Consider the following 26,616-nt stretch of genomic DNA (forward strand, 5'->3'; position numbering starts at 1 on the left):
ATGGATCCTATCCAACTTTGGAACGCCATTAAAGAAGAGCTACGTCAAACAATCTCGCAAGGCTTTTCATATACAAATTACGTTGATACGCTCAAACCATTGCAACTGGTTGAAAACGAAAATAATACGGTAACCTTACAGTTAACCACCGCATACGAACAAGTTGCATCAGAATGGTTGAACGCAAGTAGTTCGTATTACCAAGCTTTCATGCAAGCCGCCATGACTGCAACACTTAAACTAACGGGCCAACCAACATTCATCATTCCTTCAGTAACCTATGTTTCACCAACACCAACAACATTATTTGACTTACCAGAAGATAAAGATAAAGGTGAAGAAGAAGATCAACAACAAAGCAAAGACAGTTTGGCATCTGAATTTGTAACCCAATCAATTCTCAATCCAGAATTCCGCTTCGAAACATTTGTTTCTTCTGATGAAAACCGGGAAGCCTATGCTGTTGCACAAGCAGTAGCCGATAAACCGGGTACACAATGGAATCCACTTCTTATATATGGTGGCGTTGGTTTGGGTAAAACCCACTTGATGCAAGCGATTGGTAACAAAGTATTAGAGCGTACGCCTGACGCAAACGTCAAATTTATTACAACCGAAGACTTCATCAATGACTTTACTGAAGCACTACGTCGTGGCCAAAAAGAAACTGAAGCTTTTAAACGCGAATACCGCTCAACTGATTTACTGATGGTCGATGATGTGCAGTTCTTAGCTGGTAAAGAAAAAATCCAAGAAGAGTTTTTCAATACATTTAATGCAATAACTCGTGAAAATCACCAAATTGTCCTCACATCTGATAAATTACCAAAAGAAATTCCTGGATTAGAAATGCGGCTAGTCACTCGTTTTGGTCAAGGATACTCAGCAAATATTACCAAGCCTGACTTACCAACACGTGTTGCCATTTTGAGAAACAAGTCTGATCTCGAAAATCTCAGCATTCCAAACGATGTTATCGATGAAATCGCGGCTGCCGTAGATACCAACGTTCGTGATCTAGAAGGTGTGTTCAACCAAGTTGTTGGAAAAATGCGTTTTTCAAATGTACCGATCACAGTTGAAACGGCTCGTACAATATTAGAAGCCATGAACTTCAAACGACAACGTGCGATTACCATTCCAATCATTCAAGAAGCAGTTGCTAAGTTCTTTAACGTCACTGTTCAAGACTTAAATGGTAAAAAGCGTAATAAGGAAATTGTTGTCCCACGCCAAATTGCAATGTATATTGCCCGCGAACTAACACAGGATTCCTTACCTCAAATTGGTCGTTCATTTGGCGGCAAGGACCATACAACAGTCATGCATTCTACTGAAAAAATTGAAAATGCCATCGAAAATGATAGTATTTTAGCTGAACAAGTACAAAACATTCGTGAAGAATTGAGCAATGGGTAAGAAATGGTGTTGTGAATAATTCACTAGCTATCCAAAAGTTATCCACAGGTTTCTATACATAGACCAATCCGTGGTGTAATGGTATAGATTATGGTTATCCACAATATCCACACCCCTTATTACTATTATTATCTTTTTTATTTATAATTAAGTAAGACATTACGCACTTCATAATTATGTTTTTGTGCATTGAGGAGATCTTATGGAATTTACAATTAATCGAGCAGCTTTTATAAAAGCAATGAATAATGTTAATCGTGCTATTTCTTCACGAACATCAATGACGATCTTAAAAGGGATCAAATTAGTTCTTGATGAAACAGGATTGACATTAACTGGATCAAACACGGATATTTCAATTGAAATTTTAATTCCAGTTAATGATGATGAAGCCAAATTACAAATTGTCGAATCAGGTGCCATTGTTTTACCAGCCACTTTCTTTTCAAATATTGTTAAGCGACTACCTGGTGAAACATTTAAGTTAACTAATGCTTCTGGTTTACAAACAAAAATTGCATCTGAAAATGCTGAATTTGATATTAATGGGCAAGATGCTAATAATTATCCACACCTCCCTGAAATTGAGGTTCGTAATGATTTGACGTTATCTGCTGATACATTAGATGAGATTATCCGTCAAACCGTAATTGCGGTTTCAAAGCAATTAAGTCAACCCATATTAACGGGTGTCCACTTTATTCTTGCAGGCGGTAATCTAACAGCAGTTGCTACTGATCGTCATCGTTTAGCACAACGTTCAGTTGCCTTTGATGACTCAGATGTCAATGCAGACATCATCGTGCCAGGAACTTCATTAACACAACTACAAGCTATGTTGGATAAAGTTGAAAAAGTTGACGTTCGTGTTGCCGAAAATCAAGTTATTTTCCAATTAGGGGAAAATACAACCTTCTACTCACGCTTGTTAGAAGGAAATTACCCTGATGCATCACGGTTGATTCCAACTGAAAAGCGCACAACTTTGACGATCAACGCACGTGATTTACTACAAACAATTGAACGTGCTGCTTTGTTGAGTCATGAAGGTCGTTCAAATGTTATTCAATTTGCAATTGCTAGTGAAAAGTCTTTGATTTCATCAAATTCACCAGAAGTTGGTCGCGTTGAAGAGCAAATTTTTGCTGCTGAAACAGCTGGTGAAGATTTGACGATCTCATTTAACCCTGATTACATGCGTGAAGCATTACGTTCATTTAGGGATGAACAAATTCAAATTGGTTTTAAAACAGCTTTGGATCCATTCACATTAGTGCCAACAAATAATGAAACAAACTTTATTCAACTGATTACGCCAGTTAGAACTTATTAAAAACAGTTAAAAAGCCGAAAATTGCTATTTCACGACAAAAAAGCAATTTTCGGCTTTTTTATTTAAATATCATTAAACAACCTGAGAGACGCTATGAAGCCGTAATTAGATTGTGAAATGCAAAAAAAAGGCGTATAATATAGTCAATATGGAACCGTGTAAATGCCGTTTTAATAAACGGTAGAAAGGATGGAAAAATTGGCAACAGAAGTGCAAATTCAAGCACCCTTTATTACATTAGGGCAATTGTTAAAAGAGGAAAGTATCATTGCAACTGGTGGTCAGGCAAAGTGGTTCTTACGTGAGAACACTGTCTTAGTTAATGAGGAGCCTGACGATCGACGTGGTCGTAAACTATATCCAGGAGACATCATTGCCGTCCCATCTGGTGAACGTTTTGTTATTAATGGAACAGGTGCTAGTGCAAACTAATGGAACTAATGTCGTTAAAACTAAACAACTTTCGAAATTATGAAGCATTAGATGTTTCATTTTCATCGGGGGTTAATGTCTTTTTGGGTCCAAATGCACAAGGTAAGACCAATTTATTAGAAGCCATTTATGTTTTAGCTTTAACTCGTTCACATCGGACGTCGACGGATAAAGAATTAATTAGTTGGCAAGCAAAAGAAACACAAGTTGCTGGAATGGTTGCTCGTCAATATAGCGATGTACCTTTATCCTTAAAATTCACGAATAAAGGTAAAAAGGCGCGTATTAATCATTTAGATCAGGCAAAATTAGCTAATTATATTGGTCAATTAAATGTCATCTTATTTGCTCCGGAAGACTTGGAACTGGTGAAAGGTTCGCCAAGCGTTCGACGTAACTTTATCGATCGTGAATTTAGTCAGATGAGTGCGAAATACTTATATACTGCTAATCAGTATAAAGATGTCTTAAAACAACGAAATCGTTATTTAAAACAGTTACAGAGTAAACAAGCATCGGATAAATTGTATTTAGATGTTTTAACCGAACAATTAGTTGATTTTGCGAGTGAATTAATTACTCGTCGCGTGGTATTGATTAAAAAGTTAGATGCGGCAGCGCAACCAATACAAGCTGCAATTACACAAAATAATGAACAGTTGCATATTCAATATGTTTCTCAGCTTGATGATGAGTCATTAACAGACGTTGCATCGGTCAAACAGGAAATGTTAGCAAGGTTCAAAAAATTAGGTGAACGTGAAATTATAATGGGCACAACCATGTTAGGACCGCACCGAGATGATTTACGTTTTGATGTGAACAAACATGATGTTGCTAACTTTGGCTCACAAGGCCAACAAAGAACAACAGCTTTAGCAGTGAAATTAGCTGAGATTGAGTTGATGAAAGAAGAAACGGGTGAATATCCAGTGTTGCTATTGGATGATGTCCTTTCGGAGTTAGATAGTGACCGACAAACACATTTATTAGCAGCAATGCAAGATAAAGTGCAGACGTTCATTACCACACCTTCGTTAAGTGATGTTGCCCGTCAATTGATTCATGAACCGAAGATATTTCATGTTAATTCAGGACATTTGATAGAAACTGAAGATGCTAAGGCAGAGGATACTAGTGAAAATAACTAGTTGTTAAGTTTAAGGAGGGAAGCATGGCTGAAGAAGATGTATCTCAAATGCATACACAAGCAGATGATTATGATGCCAGTCAAATTCAAGTTTTGGAAGGATTGGAAGCTGTTCGTAAGCGTCCGGGTATGTATATTGGATCGACATCAAGTCAAGGACTACACCATTTAGTGTGGGAAATTGTCGATAACGGTATTGATGAAGCCCTAGCAGGGTTTGCAAACCATATCACAGTAACGATTGAAAAAGATAATTCAATCACTGTTATTGATAATGGTCGTGGTATCCCAATCGATATTCAAGTTAAGACTGGTAAACCAGCTCTTGAAACCGTCTTTACGATTTTACATGCCGGTGGAAAATTCGGCGGTGGCGGTTACAAGGTCTCAGGTGGATTGCACGGAGTTGGTGCATCAGTTGTTAATGCCTTATCAACTAATTTGAATGTTTTAGTTGTCCGTGATGGTAAAGGCTATGCCATGGACTTTGAGCGTGGTCATGTGAAAACAGGTATGCACACTGTTGCAGTAGACGACGAACCTGTTTCACGTGGAACAATTGTTCATTTTGCGCCAGATCCAGACATTTTCCGTGAAACAACGACATTTGATTATAAGACGTTGATGAATCGTGTTCGTGAATTGGCTTTCTTGAACAAGGGCTTGCGTATTTCAATTAGTGATATGCGTCCCGAAGAGCCAGTTGTCGAGTCATTCCATTATGATGGTGGAATTAAAGAATATGTTGATTTCTTGAACGTTAACAAAGATGTTATTTTCAATGAGCCTATCTATGTCGAGGGCATGGAAAATGATATTGATGTTGAAGTGTCATTGCAATATACGGATGATTTCCACAGCAACTTGCTATCATTTACCAACAATATTCACACGTATGAAGGAGGAACCCACGAGACTGGGTTCAAGTCAGCCTTAACACGTGTGATCAACGATTATGCTCGTAAAAATAAATTACTAAAAGACAGTGATGATGCACTTTCTGGGGATGATGTTCGTGAAGGATTGACAGCAATCGTTTCAGTAAAGCACCCTGATCCACAATTTGAGGGACAAACGAAAACGAAGTTGGGTAATTCAGATGCCCGAACAGCTGTTGATCGTATGTTCTCAGATACTTTTGCTCGGTTTATGATGGAAAATCCAACGACTGCCAAGCAAATCGTTGAAAAAGGAATTCTAGCTGGTAAAGCACGTATGGCTGCAAAGCGCGCACGTGAAGCAACTCGTAAGAAGTCAGGATTGGAAATTGCCAATTTACCTGGAAAACTTGCTGATAATACATCGAAAGATCCAGAAATATCAGAACTATTTATCGTTGAGGGTGATTCAGCGGGTGGTTCTGCTAAGCAAGGTCGTGAGCGTTTAACGCAAGCTATTTTGCCAATTCGTGGAAAAATTTTGAACGTTGAAAAAGCATCAATGGAAAAGATTTTGGCTAACGATGAAATTCGTTCATTGTTTACGGCAATGGGTACTGGTTTTGGTGGCGAGTTTGATGTCACAAAGGCAAAGTATCATAAGTTGATTATTATGACCGATGCCGATGTCGATGGTGCGCACATTCGTACGTTGTTGTTGACGCTAATTTATCGTTATATGCGTCCATTATTGGAAGCAGGCTATGTTTACATTGCCCAGCCACCACTTTACCAAGTTCGCCAGGGTAAAATTATTAAATACTTGGATTCTGATGAAGAACTTGACGCTTTGCTGCCAACGTTGCCAGCAACACCTAAGCCCGTTATTCAACGATATAAGGGACTTGGTGAAATGGATGCTAGCCAATTATGGGAAACAACCATGGATCCATCAATTCGTCGCTTGTTGCGTGTTGAAATGGATGATGCGATTGAGGCAGATATGATTTTCTCAATGTTAATGGGTGATAAGGTTGAACCTCGTCGTAAGTTTATTGAAGAAAATGCACAGTATGCTGAATTAGACGTCTAAACAGTAAGAGAAAGGAAGTCAAATGGCTGAAGAAGAACAAACAAACAGCCGTATTAAACCCGCCAAACTTGGCGAGCAAATGCGAACATCTTTCTTGGATTATGCCATGTCAGTTATTGTGGCACGTGCACTACCAGATGTACGAGATGGGTTAAAGCCAGTTCATCGTCGTATTCTATATGGTATGAATGAACTGGGTGTGACACCTGATAAGCAACACAAAAAATCAGCGCGTATTGTTGGGGATGTTATGGGAAAGTACCACCCACACGGAGATTCAGCTATTTATGAATCAATGGTCCGTATGGCTCAGGACTTTTCATATCGTTACATGCTAGTTGATGGGCACGGTAACTTTGGATCAGTTGATGGTGATCCTGCTGCCGCCATGCGTTATACTGAGGCTCGTTTGAGCAAAATTTCGACTGAAATGTTGCGCGACATCAATAAAGATACGATTGATTTCCAAGAAAACTATGATGGTACTGATCGTGAACCCGTTGTCTTACCAGCTCGCTTCCCTAATTTAATAGTTAATGGGGCAAATGGTATCGCTGTTGGAATGGCCACTAATATTCCACCGCACAATTTGGGAGAAGTTATTTCAGGTCTTCATATGTTAATGAAGAATCCTGATGCGACAACGGCTGACTTAATGGAGGCTATCCCAGGACCTGATTTCCCAACCGGTGCGATTGTGATGGGAAAATCTGGTATTCGTAAAGCTTACGAAACCGGAAAAGGTGTTGTGACTGTTCGTGCTAAGACGGAAATCGAAACTGAAAAATCAGGTAAAGAGCACATTATTGTGACTGAGTTGCCATATATGGTTAACAAGGCCAAGTTGATTGAGCGTATTGCTGAATTGGGTCGTGATAAGCGTATTGAGGGAATCACTGGTGTCAATGATGAGTCTGACCAAGAAGGTAATCGAATTGCGATCGAAATCCGTCGTGATGTGTCAGCCTCAGTTGTATTGAATAACTTGTATAAGAATACGTTGATGCAGACTGGCTTTAGTTTCAATATGCTTGCGGTGCAAGATGGTCGTCCAAAGTTACTTAGCTTAAAAGACATGCTAGTTGCTTATCTAGACCATCAGCAAAAGGTTGTTCGTCGTCGAACAGAATTTGAATTGCGTAAAGCGCAAGCACGCGCCCACATTCTTGAAGGTTTGCGGACGGCTTTGGATCATATTGATGCCATTATTAATATTATTCGTCAGTCAGAAACATCAGAAATTGCCAAGCAAAAGTTAATGTCTGATTACGCCTTATCTGATAAGCAATCACAAGCTATTTTGGATATGCGTTTGGTTCGTTTAACTGGTTTGGAACGTGACAAGATTGAGAAGGAATATCAAGGATTGTTAACATCAATTGCTGATTTTCAAGATATTTTGGCAAAGCCTGAGCGGATTGATGAAATTATCTACACTGAATTACTTGAGGTGCAATCTAAGTATGGTGATGATCGTCGTACTGAGTTGCAAATCGGTGATGTGACAAGCATTGAAGATGAAGATTTGATTGAAGAAGAAGATATCATTGTCACTTTGACCCATGCTGGTTACATCAAACGAATGCTACAATCTGAATTCCGCGCCCAGAACCGTGGTGGTCGTGGTATTCAAGGAATGGGTGTCAATGATGATGACTTTATCGATGAATTGATCGGTACATCAACCCACGACACACTGCTATTCTTTACAAATTCAGGTAAAGTTTACAAGATGAAGGGTTATGAGATACCAGAATATGGTCGCACAGCCAAAGGTATTCCAGTAGTTAATTTGCTGGGTGTTGAAGCTGGTGAGAGTATCCAGGCGGTAATTAATGTCCGTGGTGATGCAAGTGAAAGTGAAGACTATTTGTTCTTTACTACACGTCAAGGTGTCGTAAAGCGTACACCAGTTAATGAATTTGGTAATATTCGTACCCATGGTTTGAAGGCTATTAATTTGCACGATGGGGATGAATTGATCAACGTGCTTGTGACTGATGGTGACCAAAATATCATTATTGGTACGCATGGTGGTTATGCCGTTTCATTTAACAGTGAGGCAGTTCGTTCAATGGGACGTTCTGCTGCTGGTGTTCGTGGAATTACTCTACGTCCGGATGACTATGTTGTCGGTGCCCAAGTACTGATTGAAAATGGCCATGTTCTTATCATTACTGAAAATGGTTATGGTAAGCAAACGGCTGTTGATCAGTACCCAATTAAGGGCCGTGGTGGTAAAGGTATTAAAACCGCCCAAGTAACAGAAAAGAATGGCCCATTGGCTGGCTTAAAGGTCGTTGATGGTAGTGAAGATATCATGTTGACCACTAATAAGGGTGTCATGATTCGTTTCACAGTTGATTCTATTTCTGAAACTGGTCGTGCCACACAAGGTGTTCGTGTCATTCGCTTGGATGATGGCTCAGCCGTAGCTACTTTTGCTAAAGTGGAACATGTTGTGCCAGAAGAGGATGAAGCCGAAACAGTAGTGAGTGGAGAAACAGTTGCTGCTGAAACGACTGGTGAGTTACCAACGGCACCTGCTGATGGTGAACAACCAGCAGAAGTAACTGAATTATTACATCGTGCTGAAGATGATAATCAGGAGTAGTTTTGTCTGCTATCATTAGTGAATTTTAAAGAACAAAGGCTGGGGCAGATATCAATGTCCCAGCCTTTTTGCAAAACTATCTAAATTGTTTTGGGGAAAATAATGAATCAACTGGGTTATCAAGCACATCAAAAAACATGTACAACTATTTTAGTCGGTAAGCATGCAACCATTGACGGATCAACCATGATTGCTCGCAATGAGGATGGTGGTGATGAGCCAAATCCACAAAAATTTGTGGTCTATCCAGCCAATGCTGCCGGAACAGTTTATGAATCTGGTGCCAATCATGTGAAAATACCATTACCTGAAAATGGGTTCCGTTATACGGCAACGCCGGATGCTGACGATTCATTTGGTGTCTGGGCCGGAGCGCGTATCAATAGTCAAAACGTGGCGATGACCGCAACTGAAACTAGTACAACAAATACCCGTGTATTAGCTGCTGATCCTTTAGTTGATGGTGGCATTGGTGAAGCTGATATAACAACACTTGTATTGCCTTACATTAAATCGGCCCGTGAAGGTGTGACTCGTTTGGGTCAGTTATTAAAGACGTACGGTACCTATGAATCTAACGGGATTGCTTTTTCTGACCAAGAAGAAGTATGGTATTTTGAATCGATTGGTGGTCATCATTGGGCAGCAATTCGGATTCCTGATGATGCCTTTGTGGTTGCGCCAAATCGTTTTAATATTGATTATTTTGATTTTAATTCAGAAGATACCATGTCATCAGCTGATTTGGAACAATTTATTACAGATCATCATTTAAATCCAGATATTGATGTGACGACACCTAATCTTCGGCATATCTTTGGTAGCGCAAGTGATAAAGATCGCGCTTATAATAATCCACGCGCTTGGTATGTGCATCGTTTATTTGCTAAGGATGTTGCTGATGAACAACCTGAAGATCAAGATTTGCCATTTATTGTTTATCCAAAAAAGAAATTATCAGTGGATGACGTCAAATTTGCCCTTAGTTCACATTATCAAGGGACTGCGTTTGATCCATATGAACATGAGCAAGCACCATTTAAGTACCGTCCAATTGGTATCAATCGTAATCAAGAGTCACATATTTTACAGATTCGACCAAATATGCCAGCTAATATCGCTGGCGTACACTGGTTGGGTTACGGACCGAATACATTTAATGCTTTTGTGCCGTTTTATGTCAGTGTTACAACAATACCAGCAAGTTTTGAAAAAACCACGCCAGCCTTTGATGTATCAACGAGTTATTGGTTAACTCGAGTTATTGCAGTCATTTCGGACAAGGATTTTGCTACTTACCAAGATATGCAAGCAAGATTTGAACAACAAATTGTCGCCGATAATGTCAATTTACAACAACAAACAGATCAAGACATTCAAGCAGGCCAAACGGTTGATTTAGAAGCAGTTAACCAAAAAATGGCGGATAATTATATGCTGGCTGCCAATACATTATTGGGTAAAATGATTAAATTGGGAACGAAAAAAATGCAATTACGTTTTTCGGTGGATGACTAAAAATTAATTGGAAACATAATAAAAAGTCAGCACAAATTCTGTGCTGACTTTTTAATCTTGATTAATATGACGAGTTAATATGCCAAGACTACAACCAAATGCAAATCCAATGAGTTGAATAAGAGATGATTGAGAAATAAGGGGTTCATCCATTTGCCATTTTATAATGAATAGACAAATGCTAAACAAGGTCATGGTATAGACTAGTTCTTTCCACCAAATCATTTTAGGTCCTTTTTTCAAGGGATACGTTCTATCTAAAATACTATTAAAAATAAAAGCGCTGGCAAATATCGTAATAAATGGCCACCAGAATGAATTAGTTAAAACATATAGAAATAAGAAAATTAATAATGCAACAAATAATATTAAATCTTGTCGACGTTGTTTATTCATAAAATTAACCCTCGTTGTCATATCGATGTATAATCTAAAATTAACATAACGGAAGTGTCTGCTTCAAATATATTAAACCTTGACATGACATATTAATGAGTTTAAAATTCATATCAGATTAAAATAAGATTAAAAAGCAGTGATGAGATGAGTAAGATCGTGGCGTATTCAGAGAACTTGTGGTTGGTGTGAACAAGTAACTAAGCGGACTGAAGATGGTCTTTGAGCGAAAGAGCAGTGAGCGTTGGTAAGCTGTCGATGGTTGACTACCAATATCAAGTTAATTATGGCGACATGATAAGCTGGTTTTTTACCAGGAATTAAGGTGGTACCGCGTGTAAAACGCCCTTAGGAAGTTATTTCCTAAGGGTGTTTTTTATTTTAATAATGAAGTTAAATAATGTGATTCGGAAAGTAGTTACAAAACAAATTTACAGAAAAACGACAACTGTTGAGAGTCGTGATTTGGATTGTAAACGAAAAATGGCCGATGATTAAGTAGTGTGAGCAATTAAGTAAGCACTGTTCGGGTTGTCTCCGTTAGCGGACAAACCGCAAGATAGACAAAAGTAGTCATTTTGCGGTCAATGAGGTTTGTCTGAGTAATCGGCAAACAAATCAGAATGGTAACGTGATGCCCTCACTTCTGTTATTACCAACAGAAGTGAGGGCTTTTAGTTTAGTAAAAATATGTTATTGAAAAGGGGATTTAAACATGGGACAAACAGCAATTATTACAGGTGCCGGTCAAGGAATTGGGGAGGCTGCTGCATACCGTTTAGCAAATGATGGTTTTAATATTGCCGTTGCCGATATTAATGAAGAGACCGTGACACAAGTTGCGCAGAATTTGCGTGATCAAGAATTTCAGGCACAAGCATATGTCTTGGACGTGGCTGACCGACAAGCCGTCTTTAATTTAGTTGAGGAGGCTGTGAACGACTTAGGTGAATTAGGTGTCTTTATAAATAATGCAGGGGTTGCCTTTATTGATTCGATTATTGATTCTGACCCAGAAAAGATTTCGCGATTGTTTGATGTTAATTTGAAAGGGACTTATTGGGGAATCCAAGCAGCTGCGGAAAAGTTTAAGCAACAAGGTCATGGGGGCCACATTATTAATGCAGCATCACTTGCTGGGATTGAAGCATCAGCCTTGCAAAGTGCCTATTCAGCATCAAAATTTGGTATTCGTGGTTTGACACAATCTGCTGCCAAGGAATTAGCTGCTGATCAGATTACAGTGAATGCTTACTGTCCCGGCATTGTACGGACACCGTTGCGTGATGGGATTGACGCTAGAACTGCACAAATTAAGGGACTACCAGTTTCACAACAACGTGCTAATTCTTTGACTGAAATTCGTTTAGGTCGTGAAGCGACCCCAGAAGATGTTGCTGAAATTATTGCTTGGTTTGCATCACCAAGTGCGGCTTATATTACTGGTCAATCATTGTTGGTAGATGGTGGTATGCATCTTAGCTAATCGCACAATTACTTTTATTGTTGACGTTAAATAAAATAAAGGAGGAACATGCGATGAGTGTGGCAGATGTTGCGATTGATTTGCAAGACATTAATGTGACGTTTGAGCGCAAAGGTGAAACAGTTACCGCCGTGGATGATGTTTCATTACAAGTAAAAAAAGGTAGTATTTATGGCATTATTGGTTACTCAGGAGCTGGTAAAAGTACTTTGGTACGGGTAATTAATTTATTACAACGACCAAGTAGCGGTAAAGTCAGTGTGTCTGGTCAGGATTTACAACAATTAACTGATAAAAAACTACGGGGAGTCCGCCAAAAAGTGGGGATGATTTTTCAACATTTTAATTTATTACGTTCACGAACGGTGCTGAACAATGTTGAATATCCACTACTTGGTAAGAAAATAGCACGCAAGGATCGTGAAGCCAAAGCCCTTGAATTACTAAAATTAGTGGGCTTAGCGGAATATGCACAATCATATCCTGAAGAGCTTTCAGGTGGTCAAAAACAACGAGTTGCGATTGCACGTGCGTTGGCGAGTGATCCTGATATATTGATCAGTGATGAGGCAACCAGTGCTTTGGACCCACAAACAACGGCATCGATTCTAGAATTACTTAAAAAATTAAATGATGAATTGGGATTAACCATTGTTTTGATTACACATGAGATGCAGGTCATCAAATCAATTTGTCAGGAAGTTGCGGTAATGGCCGATGGTGCAGTGATTGAACAGGGCTTTGTTGGTGATCTCTTTACTGATCCACAGCAACCATTGACGAAAAAGTTTGTTGAGTCTGCGGCTAATGTGACTGAAATGCGCCAACAAATCGTATCTGATCAATTAGTAGAAAAACTACAACCAAATGAGCGTTTGTTATATTTGCGGTTCTCAAGTGATGCGACGAGTGAGTCAGTGATTTCTGAATTAGCCATTCAATATGGTGTTAAAGCCAATATTATTTTTGCGAATGTGCAAAAAGTTGCGCAATTATCACTGGGCTATATGTTAGTTGTTTTATCTACTGTCGACGGCCAATTTGATCAAACATTTCACTACTTGCAAACAGCGGGCGTTAAAGTGAATGATTTTTCTGAAGCACCACAAGCGAAAGGAGAAATAGATGTTAGCTAATTGGTTTCCAAATGTGGCTAGTATTTGGCCACAATTTGTACAGTCCACTTGGGAAACACTGTATATGACATTTTGGTCAGCCTTAATCGCTGGTGTACTAGGGTTGGGAACAGGTATTTTTTTGGTGGTCACACAACCGGATGGTATTAATGCTGATCCACCATTTTACAGTTTTTTAGATAAGGTAGTAAATCTATTACGATCAGTCCCATTTATTATCTTGTTGGCAGTTATGGCGCCGGTCACAAAGTATATCGTGGGGACCACAGTTGGGACACCGGCTGCCCTAGTCCCATTGATTGTTGGTATTTTTCCATTTTACGCACGCCAAGTCCAAAACGCCTTGCTAAGTATTGAACCATCAGTTATTGAGGCGGCACAAGCGATGGGGTCAAGTGCAACTGAAATTATTTTCCGGATTTATTTACGAGAGTGTTTACCCGATATTATTCGTGTCTCAGTCGTTACAATTATTAGTTTGATTGGTCTGACAACGATGGCTGGTGCCATCGGTTCAGGTGGCCTGGGAGACATTGCCATCAGTGTTGGCTATGCGCGTTTTGAAAATGACGTTACGATTGCTGCCTTATTGGTTATTTTAGTTTTGGTATTCATTACCCAAATTATTGGCGACTGGATTGCTCGTAAAGTGGAACATTTATAATATCAAACAATTAATATGTAACATCGTGTAAGGAGGGGCAGGCAGTGAAAATAAAAAATTGGTTGATATTAATTGGTAGCCTCGTGATTCTAGGTGTTGTTTCAGTTGGATTGCACACGTTTAACACCTATAAAATTGCCCATGCGCCAAAACAAATCACAGTCGGATCCATGGGTAGTGACTACGACGTTTGGCAACACATTGCTAAAAGTAAAAAAGCTAAGGCACTCAACTTGAAAATTCGTGTGAAGCAAATTAATGATGGTGTACAAATGAATAATGCAACATCAGAACATAATGTGAACGTTAATGCTTTTCAATCTTATTCATATTATGACTCTTATAATCATGAGAATCCGAAAAATAAGTTAACGGTGTTAGGCACAACTTACTTAGAGCCAATGGGAATATATTCAGATAAGTATCAGTCGATCAAAGATATTCCGACTGGTGCAACAATTGCGATTGCGGACAATCCAGCGAATACCTCACGAGGATTACTGCTATTGCAGGATGCAGGGTTGATTGAGTTAAAGCCTGGGTTTGATTCTTTGGGTAATGTCGGGGATATTGTTTCGAACCCCCGTCATCTAAAGTTCAAGAAAATTGATGATACGACTGGTCCACGTGTTTTAAACAGCGTGGGAGCAGCGCTGATTTCAAATACGGTTGCCTTAGAAGGAAATCTGAATGTGCTGAAGGACTCGCTTTATCATGAAAAAATTAATCAAAGCACTCGGCAAAATGTTAATATTTTAGCCGCTGCTGGTGATATCTCTGATAAAGATAAAAAGGTCTATAAAAAATTAGTTAAGCTTTATCATGATCCAGCAATTCAAAAGTATGTGAAAGATAAGTATCAAGGAACAAAGATTGACGTGCAAAAGCCGATTTCTTATTTGAAGTGATATTGATATAAGAAAGCAGGTAAATCGCAACTAATAAGCGGTTTACCTGCTTTTGTTTTGGGCTAGTTAATTTCTGGGAATTTTTCTGTTTGGTAAATGTTGTCTAGTATTTGGTAATCATTAAACATATCATATTTATTTTCATGCATTTCATTCCAAAGTAAAATACCAACCATTTTACCAATATTCCAAAAAAGCTTATCATCATTTTGTGTTTGAATTAATAATTCAATAAAATTACTTTGGATGATTTTATTGAAGTTATGATCATTTTGTTGCTGTGTAATGATTTTATCTAATACAGAAAAAGAGACATCATGGAGACTTTTGAACGGTTGTTGTTTGAAATGTAGCAAATTGATTGATTGATCTTCAAATAAAAAAGTCACTCCTTGCGATAATAAATCGTATTTATCATTAAAGTATTTGTAGACTGTATTACGATGAACCAACGCCTTGGCTGCAATTTCAGTCATTGTAATTTCAGAAAAGTTTTTCATAGTTAATAATTCACCAAAACTTTCCAAAATTATTTTTTTAGTACGTTGTTGGCTTAAATTACTCATACAATTTTCCTCCATTGCCTATTTTATGTGCACTTTACATATATTGTACATGGACACTATTTATCAAATCAACTAAATTAGATACTTGTTAAATAGTGTTATGTTGTATGAGGAGAGCGCGTATGAAAAATGGTTTAGCCAGGTTTGGACAATGGGCTTATAACAATAAGTTTAAAGTCCTCCTTTCTTGGATTGTCATATTAATTGTTTTTGTAGGTAGTGTAGTCACACTGGGGTCGAACTTTAATGATAACTTGAAGATTTCAGGTGTGCCATCAACGAATATACAAAACGTTTTAAAGAAAGAGTTTAATCAATCTGTCGAAGCCGGGACTATGAATATTGTGGTCCAGAATAAAGATGATGACAGTATTAAATCAACGGCTGATAAGAAACGAATTAACGCAGCTATCTCGAAAATAAAGTCTGATTATAAGGATGATATCAAAACAATTACAAGTCCTTATGATTCTCAGATGGTTAGTGAAGATAGTACGACAGGTATTATCAGTGTGACTTTTAAAAAGGAAACCAATAACGTTTCAAAAAGTATCGTGAACGATATTGAAAAAATTGGTAACGATAAAATTAAGTCACAAAATCTGAAGGTTGCTTACTCAGGAAGTACAGTTGCTAGTTTTGACATTGGTGGTACTTCTGAGATTATTGGTATTGCAATCGCCTTTGTTTTGCTATTAGTTTTGTTCCGTTCTTTTGTAACGGCTGGTTTGCCAATTATTTCAGCACTTGTTGGTCTGGTAAGTGGTCTAGTGCTAGTTATGATCGGTACGAATTTCTTTTCAATTGCTAGTGTGGCGCAAACACTATCAATTATGATTAGTTTGGCTGTTGGTATTGACTATGCATTATTTATTATTCATCGATTTATTGGTGAATTACGTCAGAGTCGTCAGCATGAGATGGATCAATCAGGTAAGGTGCTTGCACCGGATGAAGCAATGGGTGTGACTTTAGCCAGTGCTGGAAGTTCAGTACTGTTTGCTGGTATCACAGTTATTATTGCCTTAGTTGGTTTGTCATTAGTCGGTATTGATTTCCTAACGCAAATGGGAATTGCAGCAGCCGTTGGTGTTGTTTTCGCTGTACTATCAGCAATGACTTTATTGCCGGCTTTGATTTCATTACTGCATAAGTTTGTTAAACCGTCAGAAAAGTCAGTGAAAGCTGCTAAGCATAAAAAGGAGGGGTGGTTTACAAAATCAATTATCAACCATCCAGTTATTGTGAGTCTTTTGACGGTGGTTGTCTTGGTTGCTTTCATGGTTCCAGCAGGACATATGCGATTGGGGATGCCATTTGATGGTGTCTTACCAAAAGACAGTACACAACGACAGGCTTATGATATGACTGCTGATAAGTTTGGTGATGGTTATAATGCAACCTTAATCGGTGTTGTTAAGTTAGATACGACGAAGACCGATGCGCAAAATAATCAAATTTTGAAGAAAACTACGAATCATATCAAAAACATGGATAATGTTAAGATGTTGACACCGGTAGTTGATGAAGAAGCTGTTGCTAAGTTTAAGACACCTGCTATGCAACAAAAGCTGAAGGCAGAAGGTCAACAATATGTCCAGACTAAGGTGATGGACTATATGAAGGCTAACCCAACAGCAAGTCAAGCAGAACAACAAAGCATCACACAAAAGTATACAAATGATTATCAAGCTAAGGTAAAGGCGGATATGCAAAAGTCGGCCATATCAGACATACCGGCAAAAATTAGTAAAGATAAGAAGTATGCCATGATTGTTGTCATGCCTAAAACAAATTCAGCATCAGCTAAGACTGAAAACTTAGCAAAGAAGATCAACAATTATTCTGATTATCTGCAAAAGAATGATGATACGAAGATTACATTGACGGGAACTAACGCAATTAACATTGATATTACTGAAAAGTTGAATAATGCAATTCCTATGTTTATGGGTATTGTTATGCTACTAGCATTCGTGTTGTTGATGTTTATGTTTAAGTCATTTATTATTCCATTGATGGCAATTATTGGATTTGGTTTGTCATTAGTTGCTTCACTAGGATTGACAACGTTAATTATGCAAGACGGTGTCTTCCATATTAGTGAAGGTTCGCCAATTATTGCCTTCTTACCAGTGATTATGATTGGAATTGTCTTTGGATTAGCAATGGATTACGAAGTATTCATGGTTTCTCGAATCAGAGAAACATTTATTGCTACTGGGGATACAAACCGGGCTGTGAAAGCAGGGTTACAAGAAAGTGGTCCTGTCATCATTACCGCTGCTTTGATTATGATTGCTGTCTTCGGTAGTTTCGCGTTGGTTGATGATCCAACAATCAAGTCAATTGGTATTTCATTAGCCAGTGGTGTGCTATTTGATGCCTTCTTGGTACGTTTGATTATTATTCCAGCAACTATCAAAATTTTTGGTAGAGCTAATTGGGTATTCCCAGGAGCAAACTACTATAATAAATTTAAAGATGATGTTGAATAAGTATGCATCTTGTATTTGAAAGTAAAATACTCAAGGAGTGGTTTAGGCCACTCCTTTTTTGATATACTTACTATTTATAAATCAATGCAAATAGTTGTATTGTTGCGGTCATAAGATATAAAATGGCGCTAACTTATTATTTAATATTCGCATAAGTTATGGGGGGAGTAACTGTGACAAAGAGTAAAAAAGTTAATCTGCTCGTTGGATTAATTTTGGGTGCCAGTTTAGGAATCTATGGGGATGCTAGTAATGATGTCATGGCGGCAAAAACTGACAGTCAGAAAACCAAAGCAGTCAAGCAGGCTACAGATTTAAGTGAGCAGTACCAATACAAAGAAGCCAAAACAGTATTGTCTCAATATAAAGGATCGTCAGTTAACGCACTGAAAAAACGCATTAATAACCAACAGTCAAAGTTGGTGACTTGGGATGATCCAGCAAAGATTCCGCATCTTTTTTACCATTCATTAATTACTGATCCTAAGAAAGCCTTTGCTTCTGAGCAAGCACAAGGATACAAAGATTACATGGTGACCATTGATGAATTTATGCCGATGTTGAATCAACTATATGATAATGGCTATGTGCTAATTAACTTTAAAGATATTATCTCGGTTGACAAGCAAGGTCAGGTAACGTTCAAACCAATTAAACTACCAGAAGGTAAAAAGCCTTTAATTGTTTCACAAGATGATGTTAATTATTATGAGTATATGAAAAAGTCGGGATTTGCGGACAAACTAGTGCTTAATAAGCAAGGTGATGTTAAAAATCAATATACCAATAAGGGCCAGAAGAAAATTGGTGATTATGATATGGTGCCAATTATTGATACCTTTATCAAAAAGCATCCGGATTTCTCTTATGGTGGTTCAAAAGGTGTGATTGCTGAAACGGGTTATAATGGTACACTTGGTTATCGTTCCTCAAAGAGTCAATATGGTGATACGAAAAAGACGCATCGTGAAGCTCAGAAAGCGACTAAGGTAGCGAATGCCATGAAAAAAGATGGTTGGCAATTTGCTTCACATTCATGGGGCCACATCAATATGACCGAGTCAGGTATTGATGATATTAAAAAGGATACAGCGCTTTGGCAAAAGGAAGTGCAGCCAATTGTTGGTAAGACACCAGTATTGATTTTCCCATTCGGAGCAGATATTGGTTCATTTACCAATTATACGGATGATAATGAAAAGTATACTTATCTCAAAAATAAAGGCTTTAGTATTTTTGATAATGTCGATGCTTCGCAAACATCATGGGGTCAATTAACGGATAACTATTATCGTAATGCACGGATAAATGTTGATGGTATTCGTTTGCATGAAACGGTGACGGGACAAAATACTGTCTTAAATGATTTCTTTAATGCCAAAGATTTCTATCATCGTGATAAATAATCTCAGATGATTTGTTTGGGGTTTCTTTGAATTAGTAGAAAATTAATTAAGATTTACTATTGGTTTACAAATTAGCGGTATAATGATAAGTAAGAGTAATATGTAGTGGAGGAAAGATTTATCATGGGAAAAAATCGCGTGCCTGCTGAGGCAGTCCGGAATGCGTTAATACATTTTATAAAGAAGCGTAATATTTCTATTCCGATTATTTTGAAATCTGTCGATATTTCTAGATCGCGCTTGTACGATTATTTAAAGGGCAATGGTCGAGTTAGCGCAACGACATTTGTGAACTTATTGAGTACAATTGGTGTATCTTACGATGAAGTTTTACTACATATTTATTTGGAACAACCCGAATTGGTTGATTCAACAGTTAAAGAATTAGGATTAGATCCTAGTTCATACACACAAACACCAAATGAGGATATGGTTTATCGGGTTTTGGCGTTATTTGAAGAAACGCAAGATACTCGATTATTATTATATGTAGTACGTGCAATCAATGCACAAGTGGTTGATTCTGGACAACGGTATCGTTTGGTTGAGATCGCACGGCCAGCAATTGTGAAATTGTTGGATCATCGTGATTCATATTCTTCAACGGATATGTTATTATTTGCCAATATTATTCGTCATGAACCATATGAGACCGTTAAGACAATGGTTAAGAAAATGTCTGATCAAGTGCAAAAAATTGCCACTTTAGAGGGCTATGGTCTTGTGGAGATGGACAACTTTTTGCCAGCAGCTGTTTGGAATGTCGGACTTTTAAATTTCAATATGTTATTGCTAGCGTTGGAAAATGGCGATGAAGAGACGGTTGAAGGAACGCTGACATTCATTAAGGAATGTGAGTTACCAGACTTTGGTAGCTACTTTACATTCGTTAAGAAATTAGCAGAGGTAGTTAGATTGACACTGGATGATCAGCAAGAACAAGCTGAGGAGCTTTGGCATTCAACGGTCAATGCTTTGAAGTTTATGGTTGATGATCGTTTATGGCCAAGCTTTACCTATTTGTCACAACAATCGTATCGTGAATTTATCAAACCGGTTGTTGATTATCGTAGCATCATTGATGCAAGATAATGTTTTAAGACAGTAATAATGATAAAAAAAGACCCTCGCATGCCTTTGCGAGGGCCTTTTTATCAGGACTATTCTACTGTAAAAATCATATGACGGTGATCGATATTAGCTTCTTGGAAAACGGGTCCTTCAGCAACGAAACCAAGTTTTTCATAAAAGCCAATTGCAGGGACTTGGGCACCTAAATCGAGCGTTTGCGCATGCGCGTTGCGGGCATCGGTAATAATCTGTTTGAGTAGTGTCGCTGCATAGCCGTTGCCACGAGCATCACGTAATGTCGCAACTCGTTGAATGTGCCAATTTTGGGTCACTGCATCTTTAGCGACACGCGCAGTAGTTACCGGCTTATCAGCTAAAAAGCCAACATAATGTTCCGTCTGATTATCGAGGCCATCGATTTCAATGGTCGTTGGTACGCCTTGCTCGGCAATGAATACTTGCTTACGAATCGTTAGGGCTGCATCATTGATGACACCAAGTCCTTGTGCGTGATTAACTTCTAAATATTTTTCTGGCATCATCTAATCCTCGCTGAATAAAGTTTTTACCATTTTAGCGCATCCCTTTTGATTTATAAATAGTAAAAGTCTAAGGTGTATTCAGCAAAATTACGCTATAATGGAAAAGATTATTATTTTTTAAAAGTAATGGCACAAGATTTAGAAAGAAGAGAACAGACAACTATGACGCATAAGGGTCGTTTTTCTTGGATTAATACACGGTTTGGTTTCGTTATCTTATTGATTGTATTAGTTTGGGCAAAAACACAACTAGCAAATGTAATGGACTTTCACCTTTATTCTTCAGGGGCTTCCATTATTCAAGTAATCACCTTGTTGCTCAATCCAATACCGATTGCTGCATTACTAATCGGGATAGCTTTTTATTTTCGGAAATCTAAGTTATTTTACCCAATAGCAATTGTTATGTACATCATTAATGTTCTGATGGTGCACTTAAATGTTGTTTATTATCGTGAGTTTACAGATTTTATGTCTGTGGCTACGATGCTAGGATACAACAAGGTTAATCAGGGGTTAAGCGCATCTGGTTTTGCGTTAACAAACATTCATGACTTGCTGTACTGGATTGATATACCTATCTTTATCATCTTATTCTTCCTAAAAAAGATGCGTTTTGATAAGCAAGTAACGACAAAATTCATGGGCTTTGCATTTTCTACTTTTGCTATTTTCGGAGCGATGACAGTCCTTGTACTAGGTGAGGCTGATCGACCACAACTAATTACGCGTCAATTTGACAGTAAGCTGTTAGTTAAATATCTGGGGATTGATACATATACGGTGTTAGATGGTATTAAGACCCATGGCGTGACGGAAATGCGAAAATCAGCGAAAAAGTCTGATATTGATAATGTTTTGTCATATGTTAACAAAAATTATACCGATGCCAATGCAAAGTATGCCGGTGTGGCTAAAGGTAAGAATGTGTTTGTGATTCATCTGGAGTCGTTCCAGCAGTTCTCACTTGATTTAAAGGTCAATAACCAGGCAGTTACACCAAATCTAAATAATATCTACCATTCGGATTCAACGATTGGCTTTGATAATTTCTTCCATCAGGTTGGACAAGGTAAAACTTCAGATGCTGAAAATATGTTAGAGACTTCAACATTTGGTTTGCCACAAGGATCACTATTCGCTACCCAAGGGAATGATCAAACCTTTCAGGCGATGCCAAATATTTTGAAACAAAATGGTGGTTATTCATCAGGGGTATTCCATGGTAACAATGCTAGTTTCTGGAATCGTAGTAATGTATACAAAAATATGGGTTATCAAAATTTCTTTGATGCCAGTTATTACGATACCTCTGGTGATAAAGCGATGGGCTATGGATTGAAGGATAAATTATTGTTCTATGATTCAATTCCTTATTTGGAAAAGATGCAGCAACCGTTCTATGCAAAGTATATTACGGTAACTAATCATTTCCCTTATAGTCTGGACGATGAAGATAAGGATCCAAACTTTACGACAACGGATACAGACTCTGATGTTGTGAATGGTTATTTTGAAACAAACCATTATTTGGATCAGTCAATTGGAGAATTCTTTAATTATCTAAAGAAGTCTGGCTTATACGATAAGTCAATCTTTGTACTGTATGGTGATCATTATGGTATTTCAAATTCCGAAAACAAGCAGTTAGCTTCAGTATTAGGAAAAGACGCTAACGACTGGAATGATTTTGATAATGCCCAGTTACAACGTGTACCATTTATGGTCCACATTCCTGGCTGGCATGGTGGTGGTATTAACCATACGTATGGTGGTGAGATTGATGTTATGCCAACGTTGTTACATCTTCTAGGTGTTGATTCTAAGAAGTATGTACAATTAGGACAAGACTTGTTGAGTAATAATCGCAAGCAGGTCGTTGCTTTCCGTGATAAAGATTTTGTCACGCCAAAGTACACTTATACGAACCATGTCCTATATGATAATAAAACCGGTGAAGCAATTGAATCGCCTTCCAAGAAGGTGCAAGCTGAGCTGGATAAGTATAAAAAGGCTGTTCGTAAACAATTAAAGGTTTCAGATAATTTGAATCAGAAAGACTTGTTGCGCTTTTACACGCCAAAAGGTTACAAGGCGGCAGATGCATCTAATTACAACTACTCAAATGGTATGGCTAAATTAAAAAAGCTTGATGAACAGTTAGGTACTGGTTCAACTTCCTTGTGGCATGAACGTGGTGATAAGAAATCACAATCATTGTATGAAACAGACGCCCCAGAAAAGGATAAACCAAAGTCGGATACATCGCGTATTCAACAAGTTAACCCTGATGGTGGTGATGATACCGATGGTGGTGACGATACACCAAATCCATAATAGGAATTGCATCGTATTTATAAAAGGTTGAGACATGTTTTCGTCCCAACCTTTTTTTGTTACAACCGAGTTTAAACCATTTTTTATCACACTGTAAACGCGCTCCAAAAGACTGAAACCTCAATGTAATGAAATTTACGCCATTCCCGTCCTACGCTTCGCTGCGGTCAAAAATGACGTAAACTTCATTACACACCGGCTTCAAAGCGTCTTTATGTCACGCTCTGTTATCTTGTGCTATCTTTAACGAAGTTGACAAAATTGTTAGATAACCTGACAATAAAGTCGATTATATTTGAAGGAGGGGGTTATGGCATTTTCAGGAGTACATCATTTTCGAATGAAGGCTTTAGCATCTGAATTGTTTCAGTTCCGTATTGGTGAGTTGGCGACGATGACTGGTGTGTCAACACGTCAATTACGTTATTGGGAGAGCAAAGGTATTATTTCTTCATTAGAGCGTGAAGGAGAACAAGATGCACGTGTCTATAACTATACAGCCTACGTCACTGTTGCCGTTATTAAAGAATTTTTAGACGATGGGTACACATTAAAGGGTGCTGTCAAAAAGACAAACGAACATCAAAGAAATTGGCAAGTATTACATGATGTGATGCAAAATGCTGTGCAAGATGTTGTTTTGTTAGATGAAACACCTGCTGTTGATTTAGGATTTTTTGATGAAGAAGAAACGCAGCGTTTGTACGCACGTATAGATGAAAATAATAAGGTGAAGTACAGCGTCCGGCCTTGGGCAGGGTACGCAGAAAGTATTGAATAGATAGTATAAATTAACATCTCGTGATCATAATGACCATTTGAAATATTTTTCATGTGGCGTGTGATTGGGGGATGTTTTTATATAAAGCGGGCGCAAATTTCCATTAATAACTGTTAAACTAATAGTAGATTAAATAAAGAGGAATAGTCATGGCAAATTGGCATAGTTTTTATAAACGTCCATGGTCAGAACGTTTAACCATTTTGACCAATAATCAAAATTTAACAACTGCAGAACAACAATTGATGCAAAATAGTTATGATCATATTGGTGCCCAACAAGTAGAAAATTATATCTATAATTTTGGTGTGCCAACGGGTTTATTATTGCAATTACCGGTCAACGGACGGGAAATGATTGTGCCAATGACAACTGAGGAACCCAGTGTGATTGCTGCAGCCAATAATGGTGCCCGTATGATGCGGTACGGTAGTGGTGTGAAGACCAAGCGACAAGAACGCTTAATGCGCGGTCAAATTATCATTGTTAATCTTTCAGATATTGCAAGTTTACAAAGGTTAGTCCAGAACCATATGACCGAGTTGTTGCAAATCGCCAATGATGCCCATCCATCGATGGCAGCTCGTGGTGGTGGCGCCAAGCGATTAACGGTTGATGTGCTGGATGAAACCACGGTCGCAGTCAACGTATTAGTGGATACTAAAGAAGCCATGGGGGCAAATACAGTCAACACAATGGCAGAGGCGGTGGCGACACAATTACGCCAGAAAGGGTATCAAGTCTTGATGGCGATCCTATCTAATTATGGTACCGAATCGTTAGTTGAGGCAGAAGTGGCCATTCCGGTGACGGCATTAGCAACGAAACAAGGGCTACCTGGCCAGGTGGTTGCCGAAAAAATTGCTGCAGCAAGTCACATGGAAGAATTATCACCACATCGTGCGGTCACCGCTAATAAAGGTATTTTGAATGGTATTGAAGCAGTTGTACTTGCAAGTGGTAATGATACAAGGGCTGTGAATGCTGCTTTGCATGCTTATGCTGCTCATAATGGCCAATATAGTGGTTTAATTTCATGGCAAGTTGTCGATGATCAATTAATTGGTCGGACAGTAATGCCAATGTCAGTTGGTGTCGTTGGTGGCTCGATTGGTATCGTGCCAGCAGTAAAGCTAAACCATCATATTATGGATAATCCGAATGCTCAGCAATTGGCAAGCATTATCATTGCGACAGGATTGGCTCAGAACCTGGCAGCGTTGCGCGCATTAGTGTCAACAGGCATTCAGGCAGGCCATATGGCTTTACAGGCAAAATCGCTGGCAATCCAGGTTGGCGCCAAGGATAATGAGGTCGACCTATTAGTTGCACGATTAAAACAGTCATCACAAATAAACGCATCAATGGCACAGCAATTGTTACAGGAAATGCGGCATGCAAATGCAGAACAATAAAGATGGGATAGAGAAATGAAATTTGCAAAAGAAACAATAACGTTATTAGATCAAGTGAATGCATTGTATCCGGGCTCAGTTATTTTACGAGGTAATGAGGAAGCTAGTGGTGCGATTACTCATGATCAAGTATCGACTTCAATGTTGGGGACGCGTCTAATGGTTGAAGTGAATGATGGGACGGTACCAGACTTTTTAGCAACTTCTGAATTATTGATGATGCTATTGACTTTGAATGGGTACCCACAGGTTTACTTCCAATTAAAGGATGATGATACAGAATTAACGCATCAATTAATGATTATGGCAACCTACCTTTATCAACCAGCATTACGAGCAATTGTTTATCGTGAGCAAGCAGCTCATGGTTTGCTGACTGATGATGTGGTTAAAGGTGTTCTGGTTGGTGTACAGCAGACATTGTCAAAGGAAACAGCTGATAATAATGGGGAAGCAGCATTGCGCCTGTTAACATTATTAGATTTACAAGTATTTTTACATGCAGTACCAAGTGATACGACAGCTATTGTTGAAACAATGACCGAATCTTACCCAAAGGCTTGGTCAGCAGCTAAAAAAATTGCAGATGCCATGCACATTGATGATATTAAGGATCCATTCACGGTTCATCGTGCTGTTGTGACGGCCTTTTCAATGTTTGATGAGCAGATGGTAGCTTGGGACTTGCCAGAAATTTATGCTAGTGAATTTGCAACCCTGACCCCAGTCTTGTCAGAGCGTCAATTACGTTTGCCACTAGCACAAGTATTTGATATCAAGCATATGACGATGATAGATCGTAATACAGATGAAGAAGCCTATGCCGGATTGCTAAAAAATTCAGGACAAAATAGTTTCGTGTTGGCTGCCCCAGAAGATAAATTGGCTGATTTCTTTAAGGAGCTTTACCAAACACCCGTTAAAGAGGTGCTGACAAAGTTGGGTCAACCATTTGCGATACGATAAGGAGGAA

At 38.5% G+C, this 26,616-nt stretch carries 21 protein-coding genes and 1 other annotated feature; of the genes, 18 read left to right on the forward strand and 3 right to left on the reverse strand.

The genetic code is table 11. The features are described from left to right. The 7 genes from dnaA to FOL01_RS00035 all read left to right on the forward strand — a co-directional run bounded on the left by dnaA (nucleotide 1) and on the right by FOL01_RS00035 (nucleotide 10,437). Nucleotides 1-1,419 carry a chromosomal replication initiator protein DnaA gene (gene dnaA / locus FOL01_RS00005; RefSeq protein ID WP_075268724.1) on the forward strand — a complete coding sequence of 473 codons (1,419 nt, stop codon included), beginning with the start codon at nucleotides 1-3 and terminating at the stop codon, nucleotides 1,417-1,419. Between the two features lie 202 nt (nucleotides 1,420-1,621). Next, entirely contained in the window at nucleotides 1,622-2,752 is a 1,131-nt protein-coding gene (dnaN, locus tag FOL01_RS00010; RefSeq protein ID WP_075268725.1) for a DNA polymerase III subunit beta, read from the forward strand. A 189-nt stretch (nucleotides 2,753-2,941) separates the two neighbouring features. After that, entirely contained in the window at nucleotides 2,942-3,184 is a 243-nt protein-coding gene (yaaA, locus tag FOL01_RS00015; protein WP_075268726.1) for a S4 domain-containing protein YaaA, read from the forward strand. After that, the gene (gene recF, locus FOL01_RS00020; RefSeq protein WP_075268727.1) at nucleotides 3,184-4,335 is read left to right on the forward strand and encodes a DNA replication/repair protein RecF; all 1,152 of its coding nucleotides are present in this window, start codon (nucleotides 3,184-3,186) and stop codon (nucleotides 4,333-4,335) included. The genes yaaA and recF overlap by 1 nt, the downstream gene beginning before the upstream one ends. Nucleotides 4,336-4,358: 23 nt before the next feature. Next, a complete protein-coding gene (gyrB, locus tag FOL01_RS00025; RefSeq protein WP_075268728.1) occupies nucleotides 4,359-6,305 on the forward strand; it encodes a DNA topoisomerase (ATP-hydrolyzing) subunit B in 1,947 nt (648 codons plus the stop codon). Nucleotides 6,306-6,327: 22 nt separating this feature from the next. After that, nucleotides 6,328-8,919, forward strand: a complete 2,592-nt coding sequence (gene gyrA / locus FOL01_RS00030) for a DNA gyrase subunit A (protein ID WP_075268729.1) — start codon at nucleotides 6,328-6,330, stop codon at nucleotides 8,917-8,919. Between the two features lie 102 nt (nucleotides 8,920-9,021). Next, nucleotides 9,022-10,437, forward strand: a complete 1,416-nt coding sequence (locus tag FOL01_RS00035; RefSeq protein WP_075268730.1) for a C69 family dipeptidase — start codon at nucleotides 9,022-9,024, stop codon at nucleotides 10,435-10,437. A gap of 51 nt (nucleotides 10,438-10,488) precedes the next feature. Here the strand turns inward: FOL01_RS00035 and FOL01_RS00040 are convergent, their stop codons facing one another. Then, complete coding sequence (locus FOL01_RS00040; RefSeq protein ID WP_075268731.1) at nucleotides 10,489-10,833, reverse strand: hypothetical protein; 345 nt, start codon at nucleotides 10,831-10,833, stop codon at nucleotides 10,489-10,491. Between the two features lie 130 nt (nucleotides 10,834-10,963). Beyond that, nucleotides 10,964-11,186: a binding site (T-box leader), on the forward strand. A gap of 362 nt (nucleotides 11,187-11,548) precedes the next feature. On the opposite strand from FOL01_RS00040, the gene FOL01_RS00045 reads away from it, so the two are divergent. The 4 genes from FOL01_RS00045 to FOL01_RS00060 are packed head-to-tail and all read left to right on the forward strand — an operon-like array spanning nucleotide 11,549 to nucleotide 15,027. After that, nucleotides 11,549-12,319 (forward strand): acetoin reductase, encoded by a 771-nt coding sequence (locus FOL01_RS00045; protein WP_075268732.1) that lies wholly within the window; start codon nucleotides 11,549-11,551, stop codon nucleotides 12,317-12,319. 59 nt (nucleotides 12,320-12,378) lie between these two features. After that, complete coding sequence (locus tag FOL01_RS00050; RefSeq protein WP_418385073.1) at nucleotides 12,379-13,455, forward strand: methionine ABC transporter ATP-binding protein; 1,077 nt, start codon at nucleotides 12,379-12,381, stop codon at nucleotides 13,453-13,455. Beyond that, nucleotides 13,445-14,119, forward strand: coding sequence for a methionine ABC transporter permease (locus tag FOL01_RS00055; protein WP_075268734.1), 675 nt, complete (start codon nucleotides 13,445-13,447; stop codon nucleotides 14,117-14,119). The genes FOL01_RS00050 and FOL01_RS00055 overlap by 11 nt, the downstream gene beginning before the upstream one ends. Before the next feature lie 44 nt (nucleotides 14,120-14,163). Beyond that, entirely contained in the window at nucleotides 14,164-15,027 is an 864-nt protein-coding gene (locus FOL01_RS00060) for a MetQ/NlpA family ABC transporter substrate-binding protein (RefSeq protein ID WP_075268735.1), read from the forward strand. A gap of 62 nt (nucleotides 15,028-15,089) precedes the next feature. Here the strand turns inward: FOL01_RS00060 and FOL01_RS00065 are convergent, their stop codons facing one another. Next, a complete protein-coding gene (locus FOL01_RS00065; RefSeq protein WP_075268736.1) occupies nucleotides 15,090-15,593 on the reverse strand; it encodes a TetR/AcrR family transcriptional regulator in 504 nt (167 codons plus the stop codon). 122 nt (nucleotides 15,594-15,715) lie between these two features. Here FOL01_RS00065 and FOL01_RS00070 point away from each other — a divergent pair, with 122 nt between their 5' ends. From FOL01_RS00070 to FOL01_RS00080, 3 genes are all read left to right on the forward strand, one after another. Continuing rightward, nucleotides 15,716-18,091: an MMPL family transporter gene (locus FOL01_RS00070; protein WP_075268737.1), complete on the forward strand. Its 2,376-nt coding sequence runs from the start codon at nucleotides 15,716-15,718 to the stop codon at nucleotides 18,089-18,091. A 173-nt stretch (nucleotides 18,092-18,264) separates the two neighbouring features. Next, entirely contained in the window at nucleotides 18,265-19,497 is a 1,233-nt protein-coding gene (locus FOL01_RS00075; protein ID WP_075268738.1) for a polysaccharide deacetylase family protein, read from the forward strand. Nucleotides 19,498-19,620: 123 nt separating this feature from the next. Beyond that, on the forward strand, nucleotides 19,621-20,589 hold the full coding sequence (locus FOL01_RS00080; protein ID WP_075268739.1) for a transcriptional regulator: 969 nt from the start codon (nucleotides 19,621-19,623) through the stop codon (nucleotides 20,587-20,589). 68 nt (nucleotides 20,590-20,657) lie between these two features. Here FOL01_RS00080 and FOL01_RS00085 read toward each other — a convergent pair whose 3' ends face one another. After that, the gene (locus tag FOL01_RS00085; RefSeq protein WP_237342635.1) at nucleotides 20,658-21,110 is read right to left on the reverse strand and encodes a GNAT family N-acetyltransferase; all 453 of its coding nucleotides are present in this window, start codon (nucleotides 21,108-21,110) and stop codon (nucleotides 20,658-20,660) included. Between the two features lie 162 nt (nucleotides 21,111-21,272). Between FOL01_RS00085 and FOL01_RS00090 the strand changes: the two genes are divergently transcribed. From FOL01_RS00090 to FOL01_RS00105, 4 genes are all read left to right on the forward strand, one after another. Continuing rightward, nucleotides 21,273-23,447 (forward strand): LTA synthase family protein, encoded by a 2,175-nt coding sequence (locus FOL01_RS00090; RefSeq protein ID WP_075268741.1) that lies wholly within the window; start codon nucleotides 21,273-21,275, stop codon nucleotides 23,445-23,447. Nucleotides 23,448-23,757: 310 nt separating this feature from the next. Then, a complete protein-coding gene (locus tag FOL01_RS00095) occupies nucleotides 23,758-24,228 on the forward strand; it encodes a MerR family transcriptional regulator (protein WP_075268742.1) in 471 nt (156 codons plus the stop codon). A gap of 149 nt (nucleotides 24,229-24,377) precedes the next feature. Further along, nucleotides 24,378-25,643 (forward strand): hydroxymethylglutaryl-CoA reductase, degradative, encoded by a 1,266-nt coding sequence (locus tag FOL01_RS00100; RefSeq protein WP_075268743.1) that lies wholly within the window; start codon nucleotides 24,378-24,380, stop codon nucleotides 25,641-25,643. Between the two features lie 15 nt (nucleotides 25,644-25,658). After that, the gene (locus tag FOL01_RS00105) at nucleotides 25,659-26,609 is read left to right on the forward strand and encodes an HELLH-NELLK family protein (protein WP_075268744.1); all 951 of its coding nucleotides are present in this window, start codon (nucleotides 25,659-25,661) and stop codon (nucleotides 26,607-26,609) included. Nucleotides 26,610-26,616: the final 7 nt, after the last annotated feature.

The sequence above is a fragment of the Weissella thailandensis genome (assembly GCF_001932615.1).
Taxonomy (GTDB): Bacteria; Bacillota; Bacilli; order Lactobacillales; family Lactobacillaceae; genus Weissella; species Weissella thailandensis.

Excerpts from the sequence above, each read along its gene's own strand:
- dnaA (WP_075268724.1), top strand. The coding sequence starts at position 1 with ATGGATCCTATCCAACTTTGGAACGCCATTAAAGAAGAGCTACGTCAA.
- dnaN (WP_075268725.1), top strand. The coding sequence starts at position 1,622 with ATGGAATTTACAATTAATCGAGCAGCTTTTATAAAAGCAATGAATAAT.
- yaaA (WP_075268726.1), top strand. The coding sequence starts at position 2,942 with ATGGAAAAATTGGCAACAGAAGTGCAAATTCAAGCACCCTTTATTACA.
- recF (WP_075268727.1), top strand. The coding sequence starts at position 3,184 with ATGGAACTAATGTCGTTAAAACTAAACAACTTTCGAAATTATGAAGCA.
- gyrB (WP_075268728.1), top strand. The coding sequence starts at position 4,359 with ATGGCTGAAGAAGATGTATCTCAAATGCATACACAAGCAGATGATTAT.
- gyrA (WP_075268729.1), top strand. The coding sequence starts at position 6,328 with ATGGCTGAAGAAGAACAAACAAACAGCCGTATTAAACCCGCCAAACTT.
- FOL01_RS00035 (WP_075268730.1), top strand. The coding sequence starts at position 9,022 with ATGAATCAACTGGGTTATCAAGCACATCAAAAAACATGTACAACTATT.
- FOL01_RS00040 (WP_075268731.1), bottom strand. The coding sequence starts at position 10,833 with ATGAATAAACAACGTCGACAAGATTTAATATTATTTGTTGCATTATTA.
- FOL01_RS00045 (WP_075268732.1), top strand. The coding sequence starts at position 11,549 with ATGGGACAAACAGCAATTATTACAGGTGCCGGTCAAGGAATTGGGGAG.
- FOL01_RS00055 (WP_075268734.1), top strand. The coding sequence starts at position 13,445 with ATGTTAGCTAATTGGTTTCCAAATGTGGCTAGTATTTGGCCACAATTT.
- FOL01_RS00065 (WP_075268736.1), bottom strand. The coding sequence starts at position 15,593 with ATGAGTAATTTAAGCCAACAACGTACTAAAAAAATAATTTTGGAAAGT.
- FOL01_RS00070 (WP_075268737.1), top strand. The coding sequence starts at position 15,716 with ATGAAAAATGGTTTAGCCAGGTTTGGACAATGGGCTTATAACAATAAG.
- FOL01_RS00080 (WP_075268739.1), top strand. The coding sequence starts at position 19,621 with ATGGGAAAAAATCGCGTGCCTGCTGAGGCAGTCCGGAATGCGTTAATA.
- FOL01_RS00085 (WP_237342635.1), bottom strand. The coding sequence starts at position 21,110 with ATGATGCCAGAAAAATATTTAGAAGTTAATCACGCACAAGGACTTGGT.
- FOL01_RS00090 (WP_075268741.1), top strand. The coding sequence starts at position 21,273 with ATGACGCATAAGGGTCGTTTTTCTTGGATTAATACACGGTTTGGTTTC.
- FOL01_RS00095 (WP_075268742.1), top strand. The coding sequence starts at position 23,758 with ATGGCATTTTCAGGAGTACATCATTTTCGAATGAAGGCTTTAGCATCT.
- FOL01_RS00100 (WP_075268743.1), top strand. The coding sequence starts at position 24,378 with ATGGCAAATTGGCATAGTTTTTATAAACGTCCATGGTCAGAACGTTTA.
- FOL01_RS00105 (WP_075268744.1), top strand. The coding sequence starts at position 25,659 with ATGAAATTTGCAAAAGAAACAATAACGTTATTAGATCAAGTGAATGCA.